This window comes from Rhodothermales bacterium (assembly GCA_017643395.1).
GTDB lineage: Bacteria > Bacteroidota > Rhodothermia > Rhodothermales > UBA10348 > JABDJZ01.
The window spans coordinates 1-23579 of sequence record JAEPNP010000003.1; the positions used below are offsets into that span (position 1 = coordinate 1).

Genomic DNA, 23579 nt, shown 5'->3' on the forward strand with positions numbered 1-23579 from the left:
TCTCGATCACGGGCCGTGGTACGGTGGTAACCGGTCGTGTGGAGCGCGGCGTGGTGAAAGTCGGCGAGCAGATCGAGATCATCGGTATGCAGGAAGAGAAGCTGACGACGACCGTGACGGGCGTTGAGATGTTTCGCAAGCTGCTGGAGCAGGCGCAGGCCGGCGACAACGCCGGTGTGCTGCTTCGCGGCACGAAGAAAGACGAAGTGGAGCGCGGCATGTGTCTGGTGAAGCCGGGCAGCGTGACGCCGCACAAGGAGTTCGAGTGCGAGGTGTACGTCCTGTCGAAAGACGAGGGTGGTCGCCACACGCCGTTCTTCAAGGGCTACCGTCCGCAGTTCTACTTCCGTACGACGGACGTGACCGGCGACATCGAACTGCCTGAGGGCGTGGAGATGGTGATGCCGGGCGACAACACGCAGTTCAAGGTGAAGCTGATTGTGCCTGTTGCCATGGAGCAGGGCCTGCGCTTCGCCATCCGTGAAGGCGGCCGTACGGTCGGCGCCGGCGTGGTCTCGAAGATTCTCGATTAAGGCATCGCCTTTTTCGGCTGATTCATGAGCAAAGCCCCGCGTCCGATTTCGGGCGCGGGGCTTCGGCTCGAAATCACATCGAACGAAATTCCGCGTGCCCGGTATGAGGCGCGCATTACGGGCGTAGCTCAATTGGCAGAGCAGCGGTCTCCAAAACCGCAGGCTGCAGGTTCGAGTCCTGCCGCCCGTGCCACCTAGAAGACTTAAGTATGAGCAAGATCACCGGCTACCTCCAGGAGGTCACCAAGGAAATGCGCAAGGTTTCCTGGCCCACCCAGCAGGAGCTCATCCGAAACACGGTCATCACGCTCGTGGCCACCGTCATCATCTCCGCATTCATCTACGCCGCTGACCAGGTCATTGCGGCGACGCTGGAGATCATCTACGGTACCTGAGACCCGTGGAAAAAGTCATGGACAACATCCGCAAGTGGTACGTGCTTCGCACCTTCTCCGGTCACGAGAAGAAGGTCAAGGAGTACCTCGAGCAGGAACTGGAATACGAAGGTCTGACCGACAAGCTCGATCAGATCATGATTCCTACCGAGACCGTCTTCGAAATGCGCGCCGGCAAGAAGCGCACGCGTGAGAAAACGTTCTTCCCCGGCTATCTGCTGATCCACGCGATCTTGGACAAGCAGATCAAGCACCTCATTTCAGGCGCCCCCTCGGTGGTCGGATTCCTCACGACCGGAGATCAGCCCACGCCTCTGCGGCCGGACGAAGTCAACCGGATCATGGGCAAGATCGACGAAGTCCGCGAGGCCGGCGAGCAGCTGGAGATCCCCTTCAAGGCGGGCGATGCGGTCAAAGTCATCGACGGGCCGTTCAACAACTTCAACGGCATGGTCGAGGAGGTCTATCCCGACAAGGCCAAGGTGAAGGTGATGGTGTCGATCTTCGGGAGGAAGACGCCGCTTGAGTTGGATTATCTCCAGGTCGAACACGAAGAGTAGGCGGATCCCGGGCGCGCTGGCATCCCGCCTGACTGCGTTCCCCTTCGGACTCGTCTCGCTGCGGCGTACTGATGTACGCCTCACTCGCTCGCCTCGGGCGCCTTGTCAGTCGGGCGCCATCGCACCCTCACGTTGGCGGCGGGCGGTCGGATCCCGGGCGCGCTGGCATCCCGCCTGACTGCGTTCCCCTTCGGGCTCGTCTCGCTGCGGCGGCTGTGTCGTTCGGCATGTACGCCTCACTCGCTCGCCTCGGGCGCCTTGTCAGTCGGGCGCCATCGCACCCTCAGGTTGGAGGCACCCTCACGTCGGCGGCGGGCGGTCGGATCCCGGGCGCCAGCACCCTCGCCTCGGCGGCGGGCGGTCGGCAGGCGGGGGGCATCGGGGGCCTCACCTCGGAGGCGGGCTGCAGCCACGAGTTGCTCTACCCGCCGGCCCGGCTCGGTTGGGTGAGCCCGGCGCGTTTGGTGTATCTCCCGTGAACAAAGCAGGAACCCATCGAATAGAGAGCTACACACTTCAACCAAACCGTTCTGGTCATGGCGCGTGTTTTTGCAGCTCTTCTGTTGGTCCTGCTGGTCGTCCCTTCGGTTCAGGCCCAGTATTCTCTCTCGGTTCAGTGGTTTGAGCGTGAGGGAGACGCACAGTCCTCCGTCAGTGAGGAGGTTGCGGAAGCGGTTCGGGATCAGTTGACCCTTCGGGGCTGGCTGGGCGAGGGTGAGGCCGGTCGTCTCTACCTCCGCGCCGAGCGGCACGACCTCCCCGGCGGTCCAGTTGTCGTCATCAGCATTGTGGAGGCCGCGGCGATGGGAGATCGCATCATCGATGCTGCCGCAGAGGCCCAGGTGTTTTACGCGGGCCAGCCCCTGCCCGAAGACACGCCAGAGGCCACCATGGTGCGCGAATACATGACCCGTGAGATGATGAAAGGGCACGTCAGCGTCAGCCACATCGAACAGATCGTCACCACGCCTGAGGAGATGGTCGCCTCCGTGGCGGCGTACCTGGATGATTTGGATCGCCGTTCGCGCTGTATGCGAAACCCGGCGGAGTGCGCCTGAACGCGTCGGGGGCGCCTTCATGGAATGGCGCCCCCGATTTCCACCTGCCGGTCTCGTTGCAGGAGCGCCGAGTGGAATAACGCCCCCCGATCCCACATGCCGGCCGCTCGGGGCGGCCTTAGTGTGGAATCGGCCCGCCGCATTCCACAACAGGCGCTCCGCGGCGGCGTCCTGACCGCAACGGCAGCGCCCCGGCCCGGCGGGCCGCGCGAAAAGCCGCCGCCGGCTGCCCCGTCCGGTAGCACCGCAACGGCAGCGCCCCGGCCCGGCGGGCCGCGCGAAAAGCCGCCGCCGGCTGCCCCGTCCGGTAGCACCGCAACGGCAGCACCCCGGCCCGGCCGGCCGCGCGGCAAACCGCCCCCGGCTGCCCCATCCCGCAGCACCGCAACGGCAGCGCCCCGGCCCAGCGGGCCGCGCGGCAAGCCGCCGCCGGCCGTCGCGTCGTGGCCGCAATGGCAGCACCCTGGCCCGGCGGGCCGCGCGGCAAACCGCCTGCCCGATGGCACCGCGCGGCAAACCGCCTGCCCGACGGCACCGCACGGCACCCCGCCCCGCCGGACACCACCGCGACCCCAGCCGCACCGCCCCAGCCCCCGCACGGCGAATCCCCCAGCGCGAAGACCGCGCGTAGCCGGAACACCCCAGGCCGCCGCCCGGTCAGAATCGCATGAGTTCAGACAACAATATTGCGGTATACGTAGACTTTGAAAATGTCGCCCTTGGGCTGAGGGACCGCGATCAGCCCGATTTTGATGTAGAGATTGTGCTCGAGAAGCTCCTGGAAAAGGGGCGCATACTGGTTAAGAACGCCTACTGCGACTGGTCGTCGTACCAGGGCGCGCGGCGCCCGCTCCACGAGGCCGGGTTTGTGCTGGTGGAGATCCCTCACGCCCGGTGGTCCGGCAAGAATTCAGCCGACATCCGCATGGTCGTGGACGCGCTCGACCTGTGCTACACGCGGCCGCACATCGACGTGTTCGCCCTTGTAACCGGTGATTCGGACTTCACGCCGCTTGTCGGAAAGCTCAGAGAGCAGGGCAAACGGGTTATCGGCATCGGGGTGCGAGACTCCAGCTCAAAGCTTCTCATCGAGTCCTGTGACGACTTCTGGTACTACGACGAGATTGCCGGCAGCCGCGTGCCGGAGGAGCCGGAGGCGAACGGTGAGAAAGAGAAAGGAAAACCTTCCCGCACCCGCCTGTTCAAGCGCCTGGCAGCCACCGCCCACTCCATGATCGACGATCGCGGCGAAGCAGTGTGGGCATCGCACGTAAAACAGGTCTTCAAGCGCAAACAGCCCAACTTTTCGGAGGGTTTCTACGGGTTTTCAAGCTTCAGCGAACTGCTGGAAGAGGCGAGTCGAAAGGGCTTTCTGGAGATCGAGAGGGACAAGAATTCTGGTGGCCACCGCATTCGCAGCGCCACCAGCCGACCAGGAAACAGCAAATAAGCATGCAAAGGCGACGGTTCTTACGCCAAACAGCCGGCGCAAGTCTGGGACTCGGACTCGCCGGGATTCTGCCTCCCTGGGCGATGGGCCATGTTGCCGGACCGAAGGCCCGGAACAGCGTGGACCTGCGTATCGCCCCGCTGGCAGGCCGGGTAGGTGGCGAGCGTGCCCGTCAGACTGCCATCAATGGCACGGTACCCGGCCCGCTTCTCAGATTTCGGGAAGGAGAGGAGGCGGTACTCCGCGTGACCAACGGGTTGAACGAGGACACATCCATTCACTGGCACGGGCTTCTGCTTCCGTACACCATGGACGGTGTGCCGGGACTGAGCTTCGATGGCATCCCTCCCGGCGAGACGTTTGAGTACCGATTCCCCATCATTCAATCCGGCACGTACTGGTACCACAGCCACAGCGGCCTTCAGGAGCAACTCGGTGTTTACGCGCCCCTGATCATCGACCCCGCGCACGACCACGGGCCCGCATTCGACCGGGAATTCGTGATTGTGCTCAGTGACTGGACGTTCGAGAACCCGTACAAGCTGCTGGACAACCTGATCAAGGATCCCACCTACTACAACTACCAGCGGCGAACCTTCGTCGACCTTGTAGAGGATGGGGCCAGGCAGGGTCTGGGGCAGGCCATCCGCTCCCGCCTGATGTGGAAGCGCATGCGCATGGACGCCACCGACATCTCGGATGTCACCGGCGCCACCTACACCTACCTCATGAACGGGCACGCCCCGGGAGACAACTGGACCGGCATCTTCCAGCCGGGCGAGCGGATCAGGCTCCGCTTCATCAATGCCGGGAGCGCGACGTTCTTCGATGTGCGCATCCCGGGCCTGCCGCTGACCGTCATTCAGGCTGACGGCCAGGACGTGCAGCCGGTCGATGTCGAGGAGTTTCGCATCGCTCCGGCGGAGACGTACGATGTGCTCGTCTCGCCCGGAAACGCAGAGGCGTACACGGTCTTCGCGGAGGCGATGGACCGCAGCGGTTTTGCTGCCGGCATGCTCGCCACGCACGCGGACGCGACGGCCCATGTGCCGAATCGCCGGAAGCGGCCGGTTCGCTCGATGGCGGACATGGGACACGCAGATCACGGAGCGCACTCGGGCGATGGGCAGGGAGCCCATGGAGCGGCGGCAGAAGACCCGCACGCCGGTCACGCCACGCCACCGGCAGAAGACGCGCACGCCGGCCATGCCACGCCACCGGCAGAAGACGCACACGCCGGCCACGCCATGCCGCCGGCTCAGGACGCGCACGCCGGCCACGCCATGCCGCCGGCAGATCCGCACGCAGGCCACGCCATGGCCGATGCCCCCTCCGACCTGCTCCCCGCAGGCACCGTTCCGCCTCCGATGCAGCACGGCCCGGAGGACCACGGATCCTCGAATGCAGGGGTTCCGGGCACCGTTACCAGCAGATTGCATGAGCCCGGAGTGGGGCTCGGCAGCGACGGCTGGCGCGTGCTGACCTACGCGGATCTACGCGCCGTACACCCTCATGACGACGCCCGCGAGCCGGGTCGGGAGTTGGAGCTGCACATCACCGGTAACATGGAGCGCTACATGTGGTCGTTTGACGGCAAGGCGTTCTCCGAAGTGACGGGGCCTATGCGGTTCGAGCACGGGGAGCGCCTCAGACTGACCCTGGTGAATGACACCATGATGGAGCACCCGATTCATCTGCATGGCATGTGGATGGTGCTCGAGAACGGAACGGGAGACGCACTTCCCAGAAAGCATACGGTCAACGTCAAGCCCGCCGAGCGCCTTTCGGTGCTCGTCACGGCCGACGCCCCGGGTCTGTGGGCCTTCCACTGCCATATCCTCTATCACATGGAAATGGGCATGTTCAGGGTGGTCCAGGTGGCAGACTCTGCCATGGCTTCTGGCGACGGCGCATGAGGCAGATCGCCCTGCTCCTACTGCTTGCCGCGGTTCCTGCGGCTGCGGCCCAGCACATGGACCGCATGGTGCGTTCGTTCGTCCAGCTTGACGAACTGGAATTCGTCGGTGCCGACTGGGGACAGCCGTTTCAATGGAGCTCCCACGCCTGGGTAGGTAACCAATACCAGCGGTTGTGGCTCAAGGCCCATCAGGACGGGGCGACTTCCCACGAAGCAAGTGAGGTGGAGGTGCAGGCGCTCTACGGTCGCATCGTAAGCCCCTTTTGGGACGCGCAGATAGGGGTGCGTCTGGACGCGGAGCGAGACGGCGATGCGATCGAAACCCGGGCGCACCTCGCGGTGGGGTTCGAGGGCATGGCTCCCTACTGGTTTGAGCTTGAGCCCACTCTGTACATAAGCCAGTCGGGAGATATGTCAGCGCAGCTGCACGTCGCCTATGACCTCTTCGTGACGCAGCGCGCGGTGCTGGAGCTGGGGGGCGGGGCCGTGGCCTCTGCCGCCGCCATTCCGGAACATGCGGTCGGACGCGGGCTCAACAGCGTTTCTGCCTCAACCCGACTACGCTTTGAACTCGAGCGCAAGGTGGCGCCGTATGTGGGCTGGCGATGGGCCAGGAGTTACGGAGCCACGGCCGACTTTGCTCGGGAGGACGGTCACCCGGATTCTCGGCGCGCCCTGGTGTTCGGCCTCAGGATCTGGAGGTAAGCCTCAGTCGCTGGCGGTATCCCGCAAGGCCCGCGCGCCTCAGGATCTGGAGATAGCCCTCAGGCGCCCGGAACCAGCCGATACCCGACCCCTCGCTGGGTCACAAGCTGTGTACTGGATCCCGAGTCCCGAAGCTTCTGGCGCAGCCCCGAGAGTGTGACGTCTATGACATTGTCGGTGGTGTGAATGTCCTGTCCCCAGACCCGGTCGCCCAGCGAGGCCCTGGACACTGTCACGCCTGCCTGGCTGCACAATTCCCGCAGTACGGCGAACTCTTTTGGCCGCAGGTGGAGGGGTTGGTCCCCGACCGATGCCGACAGCGCTGCGAGGTCCAGCCGGATATCGCCCACGGCAAGGAATCGCTTGGTTTCACCTGGAGGCCGGCGAGTGACGGCCCTGAGCCGTGCCAGGAGTTCTTCCATGGCAAAAGGCTTGGTCAGAAAATCGTCGGCTCCAGCATCCAGGCCACTGACCTTGTGCGTGAGGCCATCGAGCGCCGTCAGAATCAAAACCGGCGTTTGCACGCCGGAGGCCCGCAGATTCTGCACGATCGCCCGACCGTCCCGTCTGGGGAGACGCCAGTCAATGACAAGTGCATCGTAGGCATTTGCCCGGGCTCGTTCTTCACCGTCAACACCGTCTGTGACGACGTCGACTCGGTATCCGGCGTTGGTGAGCCCGAGCCGCAACAGATCTTTCAGGGCATCGTCATCCTCGATGACCAGGATCCACATAAGCTCGTAAGTTTGGGGAGAGCCTGAAGGTAATCGCGGGCTTTGCTGAGGTTCGGATTCTTAATCAGAATTAAGGTCTGCCTGGAGGTCCCTCCGGCCGTCTGAACGGTCTTGTGAGGATTCGGTCAAGGGGGTTCGGCACGTGTTGTGCGGGGAACAGCCCTACCCACTCCCTGTTCTACCGGGCTCGCTCCAAGTAACCATTTATATGCGGGAGCTGCGCCCCGACGGGCCCGGCGTCAGAACCGCGTTGTCTCCATGGCAAAGAAGATAGACGGCTACATCAAGCTGCAGATCAAGGCCGGCCAGGCCAACCCGGCGCCGCCGATCGGTCCCGCGCTCGGTCAGAAAGGCGTGAACATCATGGAGTTCTGCAAGCAGTTCAATGCTGCCACGCAGGACAAGATGGGTCTCGTCCTTCCGGTCGTGATCACAGTGTTTGCCGACAAGTCGTTCTCGTTCATCGTCAAGAGCCCGCCCGCGGCCATCCTGCTCAAGAAAGCAGCGAAGATTGACAAGGGCGCCGGCGACCCGCTTCGCGACAAGGTTGGCACGGTGACCTGGGAACAGTGCAAGGAGATTGCCGAGCAGAAAATGCCGGATCTCAACGCGCATGACGTGGATCAGGGCGCTCGCATGATCGCGGGAACGGCACGCTCCATGGGCCTGAAGGTCTCCGGCGCTCCGACGGCCTGACACAACGGAGCGCCCGACCGGGCATCCGTCAGTAGAAACAGCGGGAGCGGCCCCCTTGCCGCGTTTGCACCGCACAGACAGAAAACCAATGGGAAAGAAGGGCAAGCGATTCAAGCGCGTCCAGGAATTGGTGGCAGCGGGCGAAGCGCCTTTTGGCGTTACGCGCGCTTGCGAACTGATTAAGGAGACCGCTTCTGCCAAGTTTGACGAGTCCATTGACGTGGACATTCGCCTGGGCGTCGATCCGCGCCACGCCGACCAGATGGTGCGTGGTGTCGTCGCGCTTCCGCACGGTACCGGCAAGGAAGTGCGTGTGGTTGTGCTGGCCAATGAGGCCAAGCACGCTGAAGCACAGGAAGCTGGTGCCGACCACGTCGGTCTGGACGACATCGTCGATCAGATCCAGAAAGGGTGGACGGACTTCGACGTCATGATTGCCACACCGGACGTGATGGCCAAGGTCGGTCGTCTGGGTCGCGTGCTGGGTCCCCGTGGGCTCATGCCGAACCCGAAGTCGGGCACGGTCACCATGGATGTCGCGGCTGCCGTGAAGGACGTCAAGGCCGGCAAGATCGACTTCCGTGTCGACAAGTTCGGCAACCTGCACACCGCGATCGGCAAGGCCTCTTTTGAGCAGGATGCCATCCAGGCCAACCTGGAGGCCTTCCTGAAAGAGGTTATCCGCCTGCGTCCTGCCGCCGCCAAAGGCACCTACGTCAAGTCGATTACGATTTCGACGACCATGGGCCCCGGCATTCCGGTTGATCGCAACGAAGTCCTGAACGCGCTCCGCTAGCGCCTAAACCCCGAGGTATCCCATGGCGATGACACGCGCACAGAAGGCGGAGGCGATCAAAGAGCTTGCAGAGAAGCTCGAGCAGACCCCCGTCATCTATCTCACCGATTACATCGGACTGACCGTTGAGCAGGCCAACAACCTGCGCAGCGCATTTCGCAAGTCCGGCGTCGAGTTCAAGGTGGTCAAGAACACGCTGCTCAAGCGTGCGATGGACCAGCTCGGTGGCTACGAAGAACTCTACGATTCCCTGCACGGCTCCACCGCCGTCGCATTCAGTGAAGAGCCCAGCGCTCCGGCCCGCGTCCTGAAGGATTTCCTGAAGGAGTCCAAGCTGGAGATCCCGTCCCTGAAAGGCGCCCATGTCGATGGCGCCGTGTATGGCGAAGGATCTCTTGACACGCTGGCAGAACTGAAGTCCAAGGACGAACTCCTTGGCGACATCCTGGGACTGCTGATGTCCCCGATGACCAACATCATCGGTGCCGTCACGGCCCCTGGCTCCACCATCGCCGGCGCGATCAAAGAGATCGCCAACAAGGAAGGCTGAGCCGAATCCCTATTGGCCACCGGCCAACCATCCAGAACACCCGAACCATAACACGCAGTGCAGCCTGAGCCTTCGGGTCACGGCAGAGACCACTGCAGGACAAAGGAACCATCATGGCAGAAGTCAAGGAACTCGCAGAATCCCTCGTCAACCTGACGATCAAGGAAGCCCAGGAGCTCGCCACCATCCTCGAAGAGGAGTACGGCATCAAGCCGGCCGCGGCCGCAGTTGCAGTTGCCGGTCCCGGCGGCGGCGCTGCAGGCGGTGAGGCCGCAGAAGAGCAGACCGAATTCGACGTCGTGCTCAAAGGCCCCGGCGCCAACAAGATCAAGGTCATCAAGGAGGTCCGCGCCATCACCGGCCTGGGTCTCAAAGAGGCCAAGGAGCTTGTCGACGGTGCTCCGAACAACGTCAAGGAGGCCGTCTCCAAAGACGAGGCCGAAGCACTCAAGGCCCAGCTGGAAGAGGCAGGCGCCGAAGTCGAGCTCAAGTAAGCTCCCGTGCGGCATAGCCCGCACACCGAAAGTCGGCAGGCCGGCCCCGTTTTGCGGGGTCGGCTTTCCGCGCTTCCAACCTAACCCGTTGGAAAACAGCCAGAAACACGGGGTAACAGGTCGCGTAAGCTATCTGTTTGCCGCCGTCGGAAATCGCGGTCCCCGGACCGCACAATGAGAGACCACCCCAGCCTATGTCGGTCCTAAAGGGAGAGGCGAACCGTAAGTCATTCGGTCGCATCCGTCCGGTCAAGGATTACCCGGACTTCCTGGACGTGCAGCTCAAGTCGTTCTCCGACTTCGTCCAGGATCATGTGCCACCAGAGGAGCGGGCGCCCATCGGACTCCAGCATGTTTTCCTGGAGCACTTCCCGATCCAGGATAGCCGTGAGCGCTACACCCTGGAGTTCATTCACTTTCAGCTCGACGCCCCCAAGCATTCGGTTGCCGAGTGCATTGCGCAGGGCCTGAGCTTTTCGGTGCCGCTGAAGGCCAAGCTCCGCCTGTCTTCCAAGGAAGACGAGGATGAGGACGAGGCAGAAGAGGCCATCGAACAGGAAGTCTATCTCGGCAACCTGCCGTTCATGACCGAACGTGGAACGTTCATCATCAACGGTGCCGAGCGCGTGGTGGTCTCCCAGCTGCACCGCAGCCCGGGTGTGTTCTTCGGTCAGTCCGTGCACCCGAACGGTACCGAGCTCTATTCGGCGCGCGTGATTCCCTTCCGCGGCTCCTGGATCGAGTTCTCCACGGACGTTTCCAACGTCATGTGGGCGTACATCGACCGCAAGAAGAAGCTGCCAGTCACGACGCTGCTGCGTGCCCTCGGTTACTCGACGAACGCCGACATCGTGGGCCTCTTCGATCTGGCGGATACTGCCCCGATCAAGACCAAGAAGGCGTTCAAGAGCGTGGTCGGCCGCAAGCTTGCGGCTACCGTCACGGTGGAACGTCTGACTGAGATCGTCGACGAGGACACGGGCGAAGTCATCGAGGAGCGTACCGAGCGTGAAGTGCTGCTGCCGGTCGCTCACGAGGTCGCCGAGGAGGACTACGACCTTCTCAAAGAGGCCGAGATCGACAAGATCTTCCTGATTCGCGAGAATCAGGATGAGGATGCGATGGACAAGACGTCGCTCCTCAACACGATGAAGAAGGACCCGACGCACACCGAGGAAGAGGCACTTGAGTACCTCTACTTCCAGCTGCGCGGCACCGAGGCTCCGGACATTGACACCGCCCGTGGTGTGCTGGACCGCCTCTTCTTCAGCGACAAGCGTTACGATCTCGGCGAGGTCGGTCGCTACCGGATCAACCGGCGCCTCCGCATCGAGGAGTCGCTGGACCAGCTCACGCTGACGCGCGATGACATCATCGCCATCATCAACGAGCTGATTTCCCTGCAGAACGCCAAGTCCAACGTAGACGACATCGACCACCTGTCGAACCGTCGTGTGCGTTCGGTGGGTGAGCAGCTGGCCAGCCAGTTCTCGCTTGGCCTCGCACGCATGGCGCGCACCATCAAGGAGCGCATGAACCTGCGTGACGCGGAGAAATTCACGCCGCAGGATCTGGTCAATGCGCGCACGGTGTCCAGCGTGATCAACACGTTCTTCGGCACCAACCAGCTGAGCCAGTTCATGGATCAGACCAACCCGCTGGCGGAGTTGACGCACAAGCGTCGTATGTCCGCGCTGGGTCCCGGTGGTCTGACCAGGGAGCGTGCCGGCTTCGAGGTTCGTGACGTGCATTACACGCACTACGGCCGTCTCTGCCCGATTGAGACCCCTGAGGGTCCGAACATCGGTCTGATTTCGAGCCTGTGCGTGCACGCCCGCGTTAACGACTACGGCTTCATCGAGACGCCGTATCGAGTCGTGAAGGGCGGCATCGTCACCGACGAGATCCAGTACCTGACCGCCGAGGAGGAGGATCAGGCCGTCATCGCCCAGGCAAATGCGCCCATCGATGACAAGGGCAACTACCAGAACAAGTACGTCAAGTGTCGTCACCAGGGTGACTTCCCGATCGTGGAGCCCGAGAAAGTCCAGTTCATGGACATCGCTCCGAACCAGATCGTGTCGCCTGCGGCATCGCTGATCCCGTTCCTGGAGCACGACGACGCCAACCGTGCCCTCATGGGCTCGAACATGCAGCGCCAGGCGGTGCCGCTGCTACGCGCCGAGGCGCCGCTTTGCGGAACCGGCCTCGAAGGGCGCGTCGCGCGGGACTCCCGTGCAGTCCTCGTGGCTGAAGGCGACGGAGCAGTCGAGTACGTGGACGCCACCAAAGTGGTGATCCGCTACCAGCAGGACGACACGGAGGCTGCCCTGTCGTTCGATGATCCGGTCAAGACCTACGATCTGACCAAGTGGCGCCGGACCAACCAGGACACCAGCATCAACCAGAAGCCCATCGTGCAGGTGGGTCAGACGGTGGATCGCGGTACGGTGCTGACGGACGGCTTCTCCACTGATCAGGGCGAGCTTGCCCTGGGCAAGAACGTGCTTGTGGCCTTTATGCCCTGGCGCGGTTACAACTTCGAGGATGCCATCGTCATCTCGGAGCGCCTGGTATCGGATGACGTCTACACCTCGGTGCACATCGAGGAGTTTGAGCTCCAGGTCCGCGATACCAAGCGTGGTGAAGAGGAGCTGACGCGCGAGATCCCGAACGTGTCCGAAGAGGCCACCAAGGATCTTGACGAGCGCGGCATCATCCGCATCGGTGCCGAGGTCAAGGCAGGCGACATCATCGTCGGCAAGATCACGCCTAAGGGCGAGACCGATCCCACGCCGGAAGAGAAACTGCTGCGTGCCATCTTCGGCGACAAGGCGGGCGATGTGAAGGATGCCTCCCTGAAGGCGCCTCCGGGCATGAAGGGTGTCGTCATCGACACGAAGCTCTTCAGCCGTCGCAAGCTGGATCCGGCTTCCAAGAAGCAGGAGCAGCAGCGCCTGTCGGAGATCGACCAGGAGCTGACCCGCAACATGGCGGAGCTGAATGAGACCTTCTGGAAGAAGTTCTTCAGCCTCGTCGTGGGCCGGAAGGCGGTAGCCTACATCGATCGCAACGGCCAGACCGTCGTGCCAGAAGCCGCGAAGGTGACCCGGGAGATGTTCGAAGGGGTGGATCCGCTCACGCTGGACCCGCGCAATCCCATCTCGGCCGATGCCAAGCTCAACGCCAAGGTCAAGCGCCTTCTGCGCAATTACGAGCGCCGCCATCGCGACGTCGACGGCATCGCCAAGCGCGACAAGCACCAGGTCCAGATGGGCGACGAACTGCCTCCGGGCATCGTGCAGCTGGCCAAGGTCTATGTCGCCAAGAAGCGCAAGATTCAGGTCGGTGACAAGATGGCCGGCCGCCACGGCAACAAGGGTGTGATTGCACGCATCGTGCCGCAGGAGGACATGCCGTTCCTGGACGACGGTACTCCGGTGGACATCGTGCTGAACCCGCTGGGCGTGCCGTCCCGAATGAACCTGGGGCAGATCTACGAGACGCTGCTGGGTTGGGCAGGCAAGATGCTCGGCCACAGCTTCGCAACGCCGATTTTCGACGGCGCGAAGATGGAGGACGTGGCACAGGCCATGCGCGATGCGGGGCTGCCGGAAGACGGCCGTACGCAGCTGTTCGATGGGCGCACCGGTGAGGCCTTCGACCAGAAGACCACCGTGGGCTACATCTACATGCTGAAGCTCAGCCACCTCGTCGAGGACAAGATCCACGCACGGTCCATCGGCCCCTACTCGCTCATTACGCAGCAGCCTCTGGGTGGAAAGGCCCAGTTCGGCGGCCAGCGTCTTGGAGAGATGGAGGTGTGGGCGCTCTACGCCTACGGTGCTTCGAACGTGCTGCAGGAGATGCTCACCTACAAGTCGGATGACGTGCAGGGACGCTCCAAGGCCTACGAAAGCATCGTCAAGGGCGAGAACATGCCCGAGGCCGGCATTCCAGAGAGCTTCAACGTGCTCGTTCGCGAGCTCCAGGGTCTCGGCCTGGAAGTGAAGCTGGACTAACCTCCTACCCCCACTGGATTTCAACTAGCGCCCTCGGGCGCATTCGCATAAGCAAACAAGCATATGCCTTACGGGAAAACCCAGAAGATCAAGAAGAACTTCAGCTCGCTGACGGTCAGCCTGGCCAGCCCGGAGACCATTCTCGAGCGCTCCTACGGTGAGGTTCTCAAGCCGGAAACGATCAACTACCGGTCGTTCAAGCCTGAGAAGGAAGGACTCTTCTGCGAAAAGATCTTCGGCCCGGTCAAGGACTGGGAATGTCATTGTGGCAAGTACAAGCGTATTCGCTACAAGGGCATCATCTGTGACCGATGTGGCGTCGAGGTGACGCAGAAGTCGGTCCGCCGCGAGCGTATGGGTCACATCACGCTCTCGGTGCCCGTCGTCCACATCTGGTACTTCAAGACGCTTCCGAACAAGATCGGGCACCTCCTGGGTATCCGTTCCAAGGATCTGGAGCGCATCATCTACTACGAGAACTACGTGGTAGTGCAGCCGGGTTGCGCCGCAAGCCTGGGTGTCGAGGAGAAGCAGCTGCTCTCCGAGGATGAGTATTTCAACATCCTCTACCAGATCCGCGAGGACAACAACCGCCTCGAGGACGACGATCCGGAGAAGTTCATCGCAATGATCGGTGGCGAGGCCATCGAAGTGATGCTTCGTCGCATCGACCTGCCCATGACGGCGCAGGAGCTGCGTTTCCAGATCAAGACCGAGACCAGCCAGCAGCGCAAGGCAGAAGCCCTGAAGCGCCTGTCCGTGGTCGAGTCGTTCCGCGACGCCAACCGGCGCATGGAAAACCGTCCCGAGTGGATGGTCATGCGCGTGATTCCGGTCATCCCGCCGGAGCTCCGCCCGCTGGTGCCGCTGGAAGGTGGTCGTTTTGCGACTTCCGACCTCAACGACCTCTACCGCCGCGTCATCATCCGCAACAACCGCCTCAAGCGCCTGATCGACATCAAGGCACCGGAGGTCATTCTGCGGAACGAGAAGCGCATGCTGCAGGAGGCGGTCGACAGCCTCTTCGACAACTCGCGTAAGGCCAACGCCGTCCGGAGCGACTCGAACCGTGCCCTGAAGTCCCTCTCGGACATGCTCAAGGGCAAGCAGGGTCGTTTCCGTCAGAACCTGCTCGGAAAGCGCGTCGACTACTCCGGTCGTTCGGTAATTGTGGTCGGCCCCGAGCTGCAGCTGCACCAGTGCGGTCTTCCCAAGGAGATGGCGGTCGAGCTGTTCAAGCCGTTCATCATCCGCAAGCTCATCGAGCGCGGCATCGTCAAGACGGTCAAGAGCGCCAAGAAGGTGGTCGACCGCAGGACGGCGGACGTGTGGGACATCCTGGAGAAGGTCATCAAGGGCCGGCCGGTGATGCTCAACCGCGCGCCGACGCTGCACCGTCTGGGTATCCAGGCGTTCCAGCCCGTGCTGATTGAAGGCAAAGCCATTCGTCTGCACCCGCTCGTCTGTACGGCGTTCAACGCCGACTTCGACGGTGACCAGATGGCGGTGCACGTTCCGTTGTCGCTGGACGCGGCCATGGAGGCCATGCTGCTCATGCTCTCCAGCCACAACATCCTCAGCCCGGCGCACGGCGGCCCGGTGACAGTGCCGACCCAGGACATGGTTCTTGGTCTGTACTACATCACCAAGGCCCGCAACGGCATGAAGGGCGAGGGCATGCAGTTCTCGAGCACGGTCGAGGCGCGTCAGGCGTACGACCAGGGCATCGTCGAACTGCACGCCAAAATCGAGGTCCGCGTGGACGGTCGCCGTCAGCAGACCACGATGGGCCGTGTGCTCTTCAACGAGATCGTGCCTGACGGCGTCGGCTACATCAACGAGGTTCTCACCAAGAAGAACCTGCGCGGCATCATCTCCCGCGTGCTGAAAGCCTCCGGATTCCCGAAGACGGCGCGCTTCCTGGACGAGCTGAAGATGCTCGGCTTCGAGCGTGCCACCGAGGGTGGACTGACCTTCTCTCTTTCCGATATCGTGATTCCCGACAAGCGTCAGGAGCTCATCGATCAGGCCGAGGGCGAAGTCGAGAAGGCCCGCGCCAACTACGGCATGGGCTTCATCACGGAGAACGAGCGCTACAACCAGGTCATCGACATCTGGACGCACACCAACAACCAGGTGTCCGAAGAGCTCTTCAACACGCTGAAGGAAGACCGCGAAGGATTCAACGCCATCTACATGATGGCCGACTCCGGCGCTCGAGGCTCGAAGGAGCAGATCCGGCAGCTCGGTGGCATGCGTGGCCTGATGGCCAAGCCGCAGAAGAGCCTCGTCGGTTCGGCCGGCGAGATCATCGAGAACCCGATTATCTCCAACTTCAAGGAGGGGCTGACGGTGCTCGAGTACTTCATCTCGACGCACGGTGCTCGTAAGGGTCTCGCCGATACGGCTCTCAAAACGGCCGACGCCGGTTACCTCACGCGTCGCCTTGTGGACGTGGCCCAGGACGGCACGGTGACGCAGCACGACTGTGGCACGCTCCGTGGCATCCGGATCTCGGCCCTCAAGGACAACGAGGATATCGTCGAGCCGCTCGCAGACCGCATCCTTGGTCGCGTTTCGGTGCACGACGTGGAGGATCCGCTCAACGGAGACCTCATCGTCGGCGCCAACGAGCTGATCGACGAAGAGAAAGCCCGCCAGATCTCGGAGACCTCCATTGAGGAAGTCGAGATTCGTTCGGTGCTCACGTGTGAATCCCGGCGCGGCGTGTGTGCGCTCTGCTACGGTCGTAACCTTGCCACCGGCCGCCTGGTCGAGGTGGGTGAGTCGGTCGGCGTCGTGGCCGCCCAGTCCATCGGTGAGCCGGGTACGCAGCTTACGCTCCGGACCTTCCACATCGGTGGTACGGCCAGCCGCATCTCGGCTGAGAGCACCATCCAGACCAAGTTCGCCGGTAAGGTCGAGCACGTGAACCTCCGGACCGTCTCCTTCGACGACGGCGAAGAGGAGAAAGAGGTGACCCTGTCCCGTCAGGGCGAGATTCGCATCATGGATGCGGAGCAGGAGGGTCGCCAGCTCATTTCCTACCTGATCCCGTACGGTGCCGAGGTGCTGGTCCACGACGGAGACAGCGTCGACAAGGGTGCTGTGCTTGCCGCGTGGGACCCGTACAACTCGGTTATCCTGGCGGAGACGGGCGGTCAGGTCCACTTCCAGGACATCATCGAAGGCACCACCTTCCGTGAGGAGTCCGATGAGCAGACCGGCTTCAAGGAGAAGGTCATCATCGACTCCCGCGAGCGCACGCTCACGCCGGCCATCGTCATCGAGGCGGACGGCCAGAAGCGCGAGTACCCGCTGCCGGTGCGTGCCCGTATCCAGGTGGACGCCAACGACAAGGTGGCGGCCGGCCGTGTGCTCGTCAAGATCCCGCGCCAGTCTGCCAAGACCCGCGATATCACCGGTGGTCTGCCGCGTGTGACCGAGCTCTTCGAAGCCCGCACGCCGACCGACCCGGCTGTCGTGTCGGAGATCGATGGCGTGGTTTCCTTCGGAGGCCGTAAACGCGGTAGCCAGGAAGTGATCGTCACCTCCCGTGACGGCACCGAGTCCCGCACGTATCTCGTCTCTATGACCAAGCACATGCTGGTCCACGAGAACGACTTCGTGCGTGCCGGTGACCCGCTGTCGGACGGCCAGGTCTCGCCGCAGGACATCCTGAGCATTCTCGGCCCCCGCGCCGTGCAGGAGTACCTGGTGAACGAGATCCAGGAGGTCTACCGCCTGCAGGGTGTGACCATCAACGACAAGCACATCGAGTGCATCGTGCGCCAGATGATGCAGAAGGTGTCGGTCGTGGACCCGGGTGATACCACGCTGCTGGAAGACAACAACGTCGACCGGTTCGTGCTCGAGGAGATGAACGATGGGCTCTACGACAAATTTGTCGTGGTCGACCCGGGTGATTCCCACCTCGGCATCGGAGACGTGGTGGACCGCCGCAAGCTGCGTGAGGTCAACTCCGAGATGAAGCGCAAGGACCAGAAGCCCGCTCAGGTGCGTGAGACGCACCCGGCCGTGGCTCAGCCTGTGCTGCTCGGCATCACCCAGGCCGCACTCTCCACGGATTCCTTTGTGTCCGCCGCCTCGTTCCAGGAGACCACTAAGGTGCTGACGTCCGCTGCCATCTCGGCCGCGATCGATCCGCTCTACGGTCTTAAGGAGAACGTGATCGTCGGTCACCTCATCCCGGCCGGTACCGGCCAGCGCCACTTCCGCGACATCGTGGTCGGCTCCAAGCAGGAGCTGGCAGAGATGACCGCGCTCTCGGGCGATGGGGTAAGTGCCGATCTCGAAGAGGCCTAGGACTCCGAAAGGACGGAATAGAAAGAGCCCCGGTCGCCAATCGGCAACCGGGGCTCTTTTTTTGGGGGGTACGCCGCGCGGCGGCGCGGGTCACTATGGCTCAGGCCTCATTCAGGCCCGTGCCATTCGCTATTGGGCGCAGGTGACGGTGATCGTCATGGGCGTGTAGACACTGAATGTCAGTGCGCCTACAAGGCCGTTCACGAACGAAATCTGCGTCTCGATCTTGTGGGCGCCGCTGCGGCCGCAGATCTCCTCTGCATTGACCTCGTCCGGCGGCACGAGGCCGTAGACGAACGAGTGGGCCCAGATTTCCTCGACACGATTCGAGGGCTCGTTGTCAAACAGAACGCTGGTGTGGTAGCAACCACCCAGCGTCATCGCCAGCAGCAGCAGGCAGGTGGTAGCGGGGATGCGCATGGAATGTATTGGGGTTACTAGGCGCTCCAATGGCCGCGCCATGCGGCGCGAAGGTAACAGGGGAAAGCGGCGTACCCCGGAAATCGAACCCGGTTGTCGCCCTATTCCGCGCAGTCGACCAGCACTGCGCTCATCACTTCCCGTTCGATACGCTCTCCGGCCGGCCGGTTCAGCAGGTGTCCATTGACCACAAGCGCCGAGGACCCGCCGCCGTCCAGATTCATGCCGTCCACGGCCCCTGTCGAAGCCAGCAGCTCGGCGAGTTCGTCCAGGTCAACCCCTCTGCTGGCTCGCTGTCGCCCGTCCACGACCATCAGAATCAACGAGCCGTCCGCCGTCACACCGACGGCGGAACGAGGGTGCACGCGGGGAATCGAGGAGCCGAAGAAGACTTCCTCGTCCACTGTAATGTTGAATGTGCCGTCCTCCAGCAGCCGCGGTCCGGCGGACAGTGCATCCCGCATCGGCCAACTGCTGGACTGGGACAGATCGGGAAATTCTGCAGGCCGACCCGGCTCATTGGGAGGAGGTGAACTCCAGGCCAGCGTGGTATCTGCCCGGCTGTTGACCCAGGCGATGTAGGCCCGCCCGGTTTCGGTGATGCCGAGCGTCGCTCTGGCTACCGGATAGCGAACCTCGCTGCGTAGCACACTGCCGATGGCCGGGGTAAGGATTTCGCCGTCTGCCATGAGCAGCCCCACATGCGTGGCCGGATCCTCGCCCATGCGGAAATAGCCGCCGTTGAGTGCCACGCAGGCTCCTTCGCTCGAGGCAAACTCGCTGACGGTTTCCCGCCGGTCGCCGTCGTCGGATATCTCGACACGCGCTCCGTTTCCTTCAACGTTCAGGTCCACGTGCACGTACCACGCGGCCAGCGGGAGTGAATCGTTCCGTCCCTCATACACGCGCACGCCGACGGGCAGGGCTTCATTCAGAGAGTCCACAGGCAACCAGGCCACCAGGCCGTCGGGCGGAACAGGCGCAGACTCCGGCGGGGTGCCGCAAGCCACCAGACTCAGGAGCAGGACGAGAGGCCTCGCCAGGAAGTGCTTCATTCCACAAAGTTACGCGTTACCATGGACGCGGTCCGTGCAAACCTCCCGACGGGTCGGCGGGTCCAATGCATGGCTGAATACGGAGGATGGACGCACAGGAGACACGACTGGTCAGGCTGGCGCAGCAGGGGGACGCGGGGGCGTTCGATGCCCTGGTGCGCGCCAACGAGGCGCGGCTGCTGCATGCAATCGCCGGTATTCTGGGCCGCACGCCCGCGGTCTACGACGTGTATCAGGACACGCTGGTGAAAGCCTACACCAAGCTGCCCGGGTTTCGCCTGGACAGCGCGTTTTCCACCTGGATCACGCGCATCGCCATCAACCGGGCCCTCAATCAGAAGAGAAAGGAGAAGAATGCCCGCCAGGATCCGCTTGAGTTTGCGCAGCACATCCCCTCGCGGGGTCCGTCTGCCTCTCTCGCCGTGGAGCGGGCGGAGATGCGTGCCTCCACTGAGCGCGCCATGGAGCGACTGTCAGAGCGGGAGCGGGCCGTGTTCGTGCTGAAGCACCAGCACGGTTACAAGCTGCGGGAGATCGGCGACATGCTGTCGTGCGCCGAAGGCACAGTCAAGAACTACCTGTTTCGGGCCACGCGGAAGCTCCGTGAGGAACTGGAACCGGTGTATCGGGAGATGTGATGATGAACTGTGGACACAATCAGGAAGAACTGATGCTCTTCCATGCGGGTGAGCTGCCCGGTCAGGAGGCCGTGCTTGTGGAGGCCCGCGTGGCGAGCTGTCCGGACTGCCGCCGGGAACTGGATGCCCTTGCGGGTCTGGTAGCGTTCGTCGAACCCCCGGAACTCAATCCGGAGGCGGTGGCTCAGGCTCGCGCCCGGGCGTACGCGCAGATTGGCGCGGATTGGCGCACCCAACGGCGCCGTGCCGCGCAAAAGGTGCGGGGCTGGCTGGAGCGTCTGCGTCCGCTTCCGGAGTTGGCGCTGGCCGCGATGCTCGTGGCCGTAGGTTTTGGTCTTGGGGCCAGCACGAGGGGCGATGAGATCCGTGCCCTGGACCAGACCTTCGTCGATATCCGGGATATCCTCGTAGACCCGGAGACCGGGGTGGCCGAGGTCCGATTTGACCGCCTCGAGCAGGCCGCCGTGCGTGGAGGTCTTGGTGACGAGCCCATGGTAGCTGTGCTGGAAACGGCCTTGTCCGCAGACAGAGACAATCGAATCCGGTTGCACGCCCTGAGAACAGTCAGCGAGCTTGCCCGCACCTCCGCTCCGAACAGCGACGTGGCTGAGGCGGTAATACTCATGGTTCGTGCCGAGGAGGAGGACGCCATGCGACTGCGCGCCATTCGCGCCCTGGACGCCATGTACGCGGGCCGTTCGCTGCCGGATGAAGCCCGTACTGCCCTCCTGGACGCTCTGGTCTCCGAGGCGGGAGACGGCGTGCGCATAGCGGCCCTTGAAGCCCTGATGGCGCACGAACCAAGCGTGCGGGATGCGGGCCGCCTGCTGCATGTGTCGACTTCCGACCCGAATCCGTACGTTCGATCCGGTGCTGCCCGTGCGCTGGAGGAACTGGACTCGACGCCGCTGGAGCAGATTCGATAGATGCGAACCGCTGCCGCCTGCATACTGACCCTGCTGCTGATCGCCCCCGCCGGCGCTCAGGATCTGCGTGAGTCGAGCGAAGGATTCGAACTGACGAGGACTCGTTCCTTTACCCAGTCCGTCGACCACATCCGGATCGGAGGGCTAAGCGGCTCACTCCGCATTGTGGGCGGGGCCAGCTCGGTGGAACTGGAGGAACGGCTTGTATTCCGGGTCCGGGAGCGATCTGAGGCCCGGCGCCTGCTTGAGGTCACGCCTGATGACGCCAGGATAGTGGGGACGACCTTCGAGGTCGACACCCAGCCCGTTCGAGAAGTCAGCCGCCAACTCCGGCTGCGTGTGCCTGAACGCGTCTCGATTCTCGCGGATCTGGCCGGCGGCGCCATTGAGGTCACCGGGACGCGCGGGGACGCTCGGCTCCGCACGTCAGGCGGAGCAGTGTCCGTCGAGAACCTGGTGGGTCGTCTGGAGATCTCCAGTGCCGGCGGTGCGCTCTCGGTGCGCTCGGTGGAGGGCCCGGTGCGTGCGACCACGTCCGGTGGTTCGGTCTCCCTCCGCGGCGTGGCCGGCCGCGTCGAGGTGGTGACGGCCGGTGGTGGCGTGCTGGTTCGGGAGACCGGTTCGGACGTGCAGGTTTCCACTGCAGGAGGAGAGGTTATTGTGGAAGGAGCCGCGGGACGGGTGGAAGTCTCCACCGCCGGCGGAGACATCAATGTGACCTCCGTCGGGGGAGCGGCTGAACTCTCCACTGCCGGGGGCAACCTGGCGGTGCGTGCCATTGCCGGTCACGTCGAGGGCACCACGTCGGGGGGTGATGTCAGCGCGCAGGAACTGCTGGCAGGTGCCGACCTGGAAACCTTCGCTGGCGATATCGTGCTGCTGGACGTGGCCGGGCCGCTCCGGGTGATGACCCAGGTCGGGGACGTAATCCTTCGGCTGAGCGCGACTGAGGATGCCCCGGACGTGACGGCCACCACGCAATCGGGCGATGTGGAAATCTGGCTTTCCCAGGCCGTTTCCGCTCGTCTGGAAGCCACGTTGGGCATGGCCGGCGGCTTGTCGGGCCACGACATATCCAGTGATTTTCCGGTCACGCGCGAATCGCTCGGTTCCGCCCGAATCCGCAGCGTCGGCGTGCTCGGGGCGGGGGCCGGTCGGGTGCGTCTGGATGCGCGCAACGGAAGCATCCGGATCCGCACACTGAGGTGACGTTTTTGTCACCTGTGTGGTGCAACTACGCCATAATGCTCCCGTAACCTCGTTCAAACAAGGACTTTGGCCCCATGAACCGCTTATCTCACTTGAATCGGACCGTTCGCTTCTTCGCGCTGGCCGTGGTCGTGGCGCTCGCAGGATCCACTGCGGCGCTCGCCAAAGTCGAGAAGGACACCATCAAGCGCAGCTTCAATGTGGAACGGGGCGGCACGCTCTACGTGGACATTGACCGCGGCAACGTGATCGTCGAGGCGATCGACGGCAGCCAGGTGCATGTGGAGATGGAGCGTTTTGTCAACCACCGCGATGCCGATCAGGTGAAGCGCGTACTGGCACGGCACGAGTGGGAGATCGAAGGAGATGACGATGACGTGGTCATCGAATCCCGGTTCGAGCAGGGAGAGGGTCGCAACCGCTGGCGCAACACCGAAAATTTCCGGCTGCGCGTCACAGTGAAGGTGCCCTATGAGTACAACGTTGACTTCTCGTCCGGTGCCGGTAACGTGACGATTTCCGATCTGCGTGGGTACGTGGACGGACGCACCGGCGCAGGCAACATCCGCATCGGCGAAGTGAACGGTGACGTGGAACTGCATGCAGGCTCGGGCAACGTAGATGTCGACGGTGTCGTTGGAGAGCTTGAAGTGCACGTAGGTGCCGGCAACGTGACACTCGGATACGTGGATGGCGAAATCCAGGCAGCTACGGGCTCCGGAAATATCACCGCACGCATCACCCGTCAGCCCAGCGACGAGTCTACCCTCGAGTCCGGTGCCGGCAATGTCGTCGTGTATCTGCGTGACGAAATCGGCCTGTATGTGGACGCCAAGACCAGCGTCGGCTCGGCCAGTTGCGCCTTCGGACTGGAAGTCGAAGGACGCTGGATGAGCAAGAGCTTTGCGGGAGAGGTCAACGGAGGCGGGCCGGATCTGACACTGCGCTCCGGTGTCGGCAACGTATCCCTGCGTCGCATGTAGTTGCACCCGACCAGAAAGTCTGGGCCGGTCCTTCGAGGGCCGGCCCATTTTTTTTGCCCCAGGCTGCAACTTAACACTGTTAACCGAATATAGACCGGGTCCGCTGTAAGC

At 63.1% G+C, this 23579-nt stretch carries 20 protein-coding genes and 1 tRNA gene; 18 read left to right on the forward strand and 3 right to left on the reverse strand.

Annotated features, from left to right (window positions below):
* The 8 genes from JJ896_10605 to JJ896_10640 form a co-directional block, all read left to right on the forward strand.
* The coding region (locus JJ896_10605; GenBank protein ID MBO6780092.1) for an elongation factor Tu at positions 1-533 on the forward strand (533 nt) is incomplete at its 5' end.
* A gap of 117 nt (positions 534-650) precedes the next feature.
* Positions 651-726 (forward strand) — tRNA-Trp (locus JJ896_10610).
* Positions 727-742: 16 nt separating this feature from the next.
* Positions 743-928, forward strand: coding sequence for a preprotein translocase subunit SecE (secE, locus tag JJ896_10615; protein ID MBO6780093.1), 186 nt, complete (start codon positions 743-745; stop codon positions 926-928).
* Positions 929-933: 5 nt separating this feature from the next.
* Positions 934-1488, forward strand: coding sequence for a transcription termination/antitermination factor NusG (nusG, locus tag JJ896_10620; protein ID MBO6780094.1), 555 nt, complete (start codon positions 934-936; stop codon positions 1486-1488).
* Between the two features lie 536 nt (positions 1489-2024).
* Positions 2025-2546, forward strand: coding sequence for a hypothetical protein (locus JJ896_10625; protein MBO6780095.1), 522 nt, complete (start codon positions 2025-2027; stop codon positions 2544-2546).
* 667 nt (positions 2547-3213) lie between these two features.
* Positions 3214-3996 (forward strand): NYN domain-containing protein, encoded by a 783-nt coding sequence (locus JJ896_10630; GenBank protein ID MBO6780096.1) that lies wholly within the window; start codon positions 3214-3216, stop codon positions 3994-3996.
* Positions 3997-3998: 2 nt separating this feature from the next.
* Positions 3999-5912, forward strand: a complete 1914-nt coding sequence (locus JJ896_10635; GenBank protein MBO6780097.1) for a copper resistance system multicopper oxidase — start codon at positions 3999-4001, stop codon at positions 5910-5912.
* Positions 5909-6619 carry a copper resistance protein B gene (locus JJ896_10640; protein MBO6780098.1) on the forward strand — a complete coding sequence of 237 codons (711 nt, stop codon included), beginning with the start codon at positions 5909-5911 and terminating at the stop codon, positions 6617-6619. Before JJ896_10635 ends, JJ896_10640 begins: the two co-directional genes overlap by 4 nt.
* Before the next feature lie 59 nt (positions 6620-6678).
* Here the strand turns inward: JJ896_10640 and JJ896_10645 are convergent, their stop codons facing one another.
* On the reverse strand, positions 6679-7353 hold the full coding sequence (locus JJ896_10645; GenBank protein ID MBO6780099.1) for a response regulator transcription factor: 675 nt from the start codon (positions 7351-7353) through the stop codon (positions 6679-6681).
* A gap of 258 nt (positions 7354-7611) precedes the next feature.
* Here JJ896_10645 and rplK point away from each other — a divergent pair, with 258 nt between their 5' ends.
* The 6 genes from rplK to rpoC all read left to right on the forward strand — a co-directional run bounded on the left by rplK (position 7612) and on the right by rpoC (position 18237).
* Positions 7612-8049, forward strand: coding sequence for a 50S ribosomal protein L11 (gene rplK, locus JJ896_10650; protein MBO6780100.1), 438 nt, complete (start codon positions 7612-7614; stop codon positions 8047-8049).
* A gap of 88 nt (positions 8050-8137) precedes the next feature.
* Positions 8138-8845 carry a 50S ribosomal protein L1 gene (locus JJ896_10655; protein ID MBO6780101.1) on the forward strand — a complete coding sequence of 236 codons (708 nt, stop codon included), beginning with the start codon at positions 8138-8140 and terminating at the stop codon, positions 8843-8845.
* A gap of 28 nt (positions 8846-8873) precedes the next feature.
* Positions 8874-9395: a 50S ribosomal protein L10 gene (locus JJ896_10660; GenBank protein ID MBO6780102.1), complete on the forward strand. Its 522-nt coding sequence runs from the start codon at positions 8874-8876 to the stop codon at positions 9393-9395.
* Between the two features lie 113 nt (positions 9396-9508).
* Positions 9509-9889 carry a 50S ribosomal protein L7/L12 gene (rplL, locus tag JJ896_10665; GenBank protein ID MBO6780103.1) on the forward strand — a complete coding sequence of 127 codons (381 nt, stop codon included), beginning with the start codon at positions 9509-9511 and terminating at the stop codon, positions 9887-9889.
* A gap of 194 nt (positions 9890-10083) precedes the next feature.
* On the forward strand, positions 10084-13911 hold the full coding sequence (rpoB, locus tag JJ896_10670; GenBank protein ID MBO6780104.1) for a DNA-directed RNA polymerase subunit beta: 3828 nt from the start codon (positions 10084-10086) through the stop codon (positions 13909-13911).
* 63 nt (positions 13912-13974) lie between these two features.
* Positions 13975-18237 (forward strand): DNA-directed RNA polymerase subunit beta', encoded by a 4263-nt coding sequence (gene rpoC, locus JJ896_10675; GenBank protein ID MBO6780105.1) that lies wholly within the window; start codon positions 13975-13977, stop codon positions 18235-18237.
* 129 nt (positions 18238-18366) lie between these two features.
* Here the strand turns inward: rpoC and JJ896_10680 are convergent, their stop codons facing one another.
* Both JJ896_10680 and JJ896_10685 read right to left on the reverse strand, forming a co-directional pair.
* On the reverse strand, positions 18367-18657 hold the full coding sequence (locus tag JJ896_10680; GenBank protein ID MBO6780106.1) for a Bor family protein: 291 nt from the start codon (positions 18655-18657) through the stop codon (positions 18367-18369).
* 101 nt (positions 18658-18758) lie between these two features.
* A complete protein-coding gene (locus JJ896_10685) occupies positions 18759-19712 on the reverse strand; it encodes a phosphodiester glycosidase family protein (protein ID MBO6780107.1) in 954 nt (317 codons plus the stop codon).
* An 86-nt stretch (positions 19713-19798) separates the two neighbouring features.
* Here JJ896_10685 and JJ896_10690 point away from each other — a divergent pair, with 86 nt between their 5' ends.
* From JJ896_10690 to JJ896_10705, 4 genes are all read left to right on the forward strand, one after another.
* Positions 19799-20350 (forward strand): RNA polymerase sigma factor, encoded by a 552-nt coding sequence (locus JJ896_10690; GenBank protein ID MBO6780108.1) that lies wholly within the window; start codon positions 19799-19801, stop codon positions 20348-20350.
* Positions 20350-21276 carry a hypothetical protein gene (locus JJ896_10695; protein ID MBO6780109.1) on the forward strand — a complete coding sequence of 309 codons (927 nt, stop codon included), beginning with the start codon at positions 20350-20352 and terminating at the stop codon, positions 21274-21276. The genes JJ896_10690 and JJ896_10695 overlap by 1 nt, the downstream gene beginning before the upstream one ends.
* On the forward strand, positions 21277-22485 hold the full coding sequence (locus tag JJ896_10700; GenBank protein MBO6780110.1) for a DUF4097 family beta strand repeat protein: 1209 nt from the start codon (positions 21277-21279) through the stop codon (positions 22483-22485).
* 74 nt (positions 22486-22559) lie between these two features.
* On the forward strand, positions 22560-23468 hold the full coding sequence (locus tag JJ896_10705) for a DUF4097 family beta strand repeat protein (protein MBO6780111.1): 909 nt from the start codon (positions 22560-22562) through the stop codon (positions 23466-23468).
* Positions 23469-23579 lie beyond the last annotated feature (111 nt).

Excerpts from the sequence above, each read along its gene's own strand:
- JJ896_10705 (MBO6780111.1), top strand. The coding sequence starts at position 22,560 with ATGAACCGCTTATCTCACTTGAATCGGACCGTTCGCTTCTTCGCGCTG.
- rpoB (MBO6780104.1), top strand. The coding sequence starts at position 10,084 with ATGTCGGTCCTAAAGGGAGAGGCGAACCGTAAGTCATTCGGTCGCATC.
- JJ896_10685 (MBO6780107.1), bottom strand. The coding sequence starts at position 19,712 with ATGAAGCACTTCCTGGCGAGGCCTCTCGTCCTGCTCCTGAGTCTGGTG.
- rpoC (MBO6780105.1), top strand. The coding sequence starts at position 13,975 with ATGCCTTACGGGAAAACCCAGAAGATCAAGAAGAACTTCAGCTCGCTG.
- JJ896_10660 (MBO6780102.1), top strand. The coding sequence starts at position 8,874 with ATGACACGCGCACAGAAGGCGGAGGCGATCAAAGAGCTTGCAGAGAAG.
- JJ896_10640 (MBO6780098.1), top strand. The coding sequence starts at position 5,909 with ATGAGGCAGATCGCCCTGCTCCTACTGCTTGCCGCGGTTCCTGCGGCT.
- JJ896_10625 (MBO6780095.1), top strand. The coding sequence starts at position 2,025 with ATGGCGCGTGTTTTTGCAGCTCTTCTGTTGGTCCTGCTGGTCGTCCCT.
- JJ896_10645 (MBO6780099.1), bottom strand. The coding sequence starts at position 7,353 with ATGTGGATCCTGGTCATCGAGGATGACGATGCCCTGAAAGATCTGTTG.
- JJ896_10690 (MBO6780108.1), top strand. The coding sequence starts at position 19,799 with ATGGACGCACAGGAGACACGACTGGTCAGGCTGGCGCAGCAGGGGGAC.
- secE (MBO6780093.1), top strand. The coding sequence starts at position 743 with ATGAGCAAGATCACCGGCTACCTCCAGGAGGTCACCAAGGAAATGCGC.
- JJ896_10680 (MBO6780106.1), bottom strand. The coding sequence starts at position 18,657 with ATGCGCATCCCCGCTACCACCTGCCTGCTGCTGCTGGCGATGACGCTG.
- JJ896_10695 (MBO6780109.1), top strand. The coding sequence starts at position 20,350 with ATGATGAACTGTGGACACAATCAGGAAGAACTGATGCTCTTCCATGCG.
- JJ896_10630 (MBO6780096.1), top strand. The coding sequence starts at position 3,214 with ATGAGTTCAGACAACAATATTGCGGTATACGTAGACTTTGAAAATGTC.
- JJ896_10655 (MBO6780101.1), top strand. The coding sequence starts at position 8,138 with ATGGGAAAGAAGGGCAAGCGATTCAAGCGCGTCCAGGAATTGGTGGCA.
- rplK (MBO6780100.1), top strand. The coding sequence starts at position 7,612 with ATGGCAAAGAAGATAGACGGCTACATCAAGCTGCAGATCAAGGCCGGC.
- JJ896_10635 (MBO6780097.1), top strand. The coding sequence starts at position 3,999 with ATGCAAAGGCGACGGTTCTTACGCCAAACAGCCGGCGCAAGTCTGGGA.
- rplL (MBO6780103.1), top strand. The coding sequence starts at position 9,509 with ATGGCAGAAGTCAAGGAACTCGCAGAATCCCTCGTCAACCTGACGATC.
- JJ896_10700 (MBO6780110.1), top strand. The coding sequence starts at position 21,277 with ATGCGAACCGCTGCCGCCTGCATACTGACCCTGCTGCTGATCGCCCCC.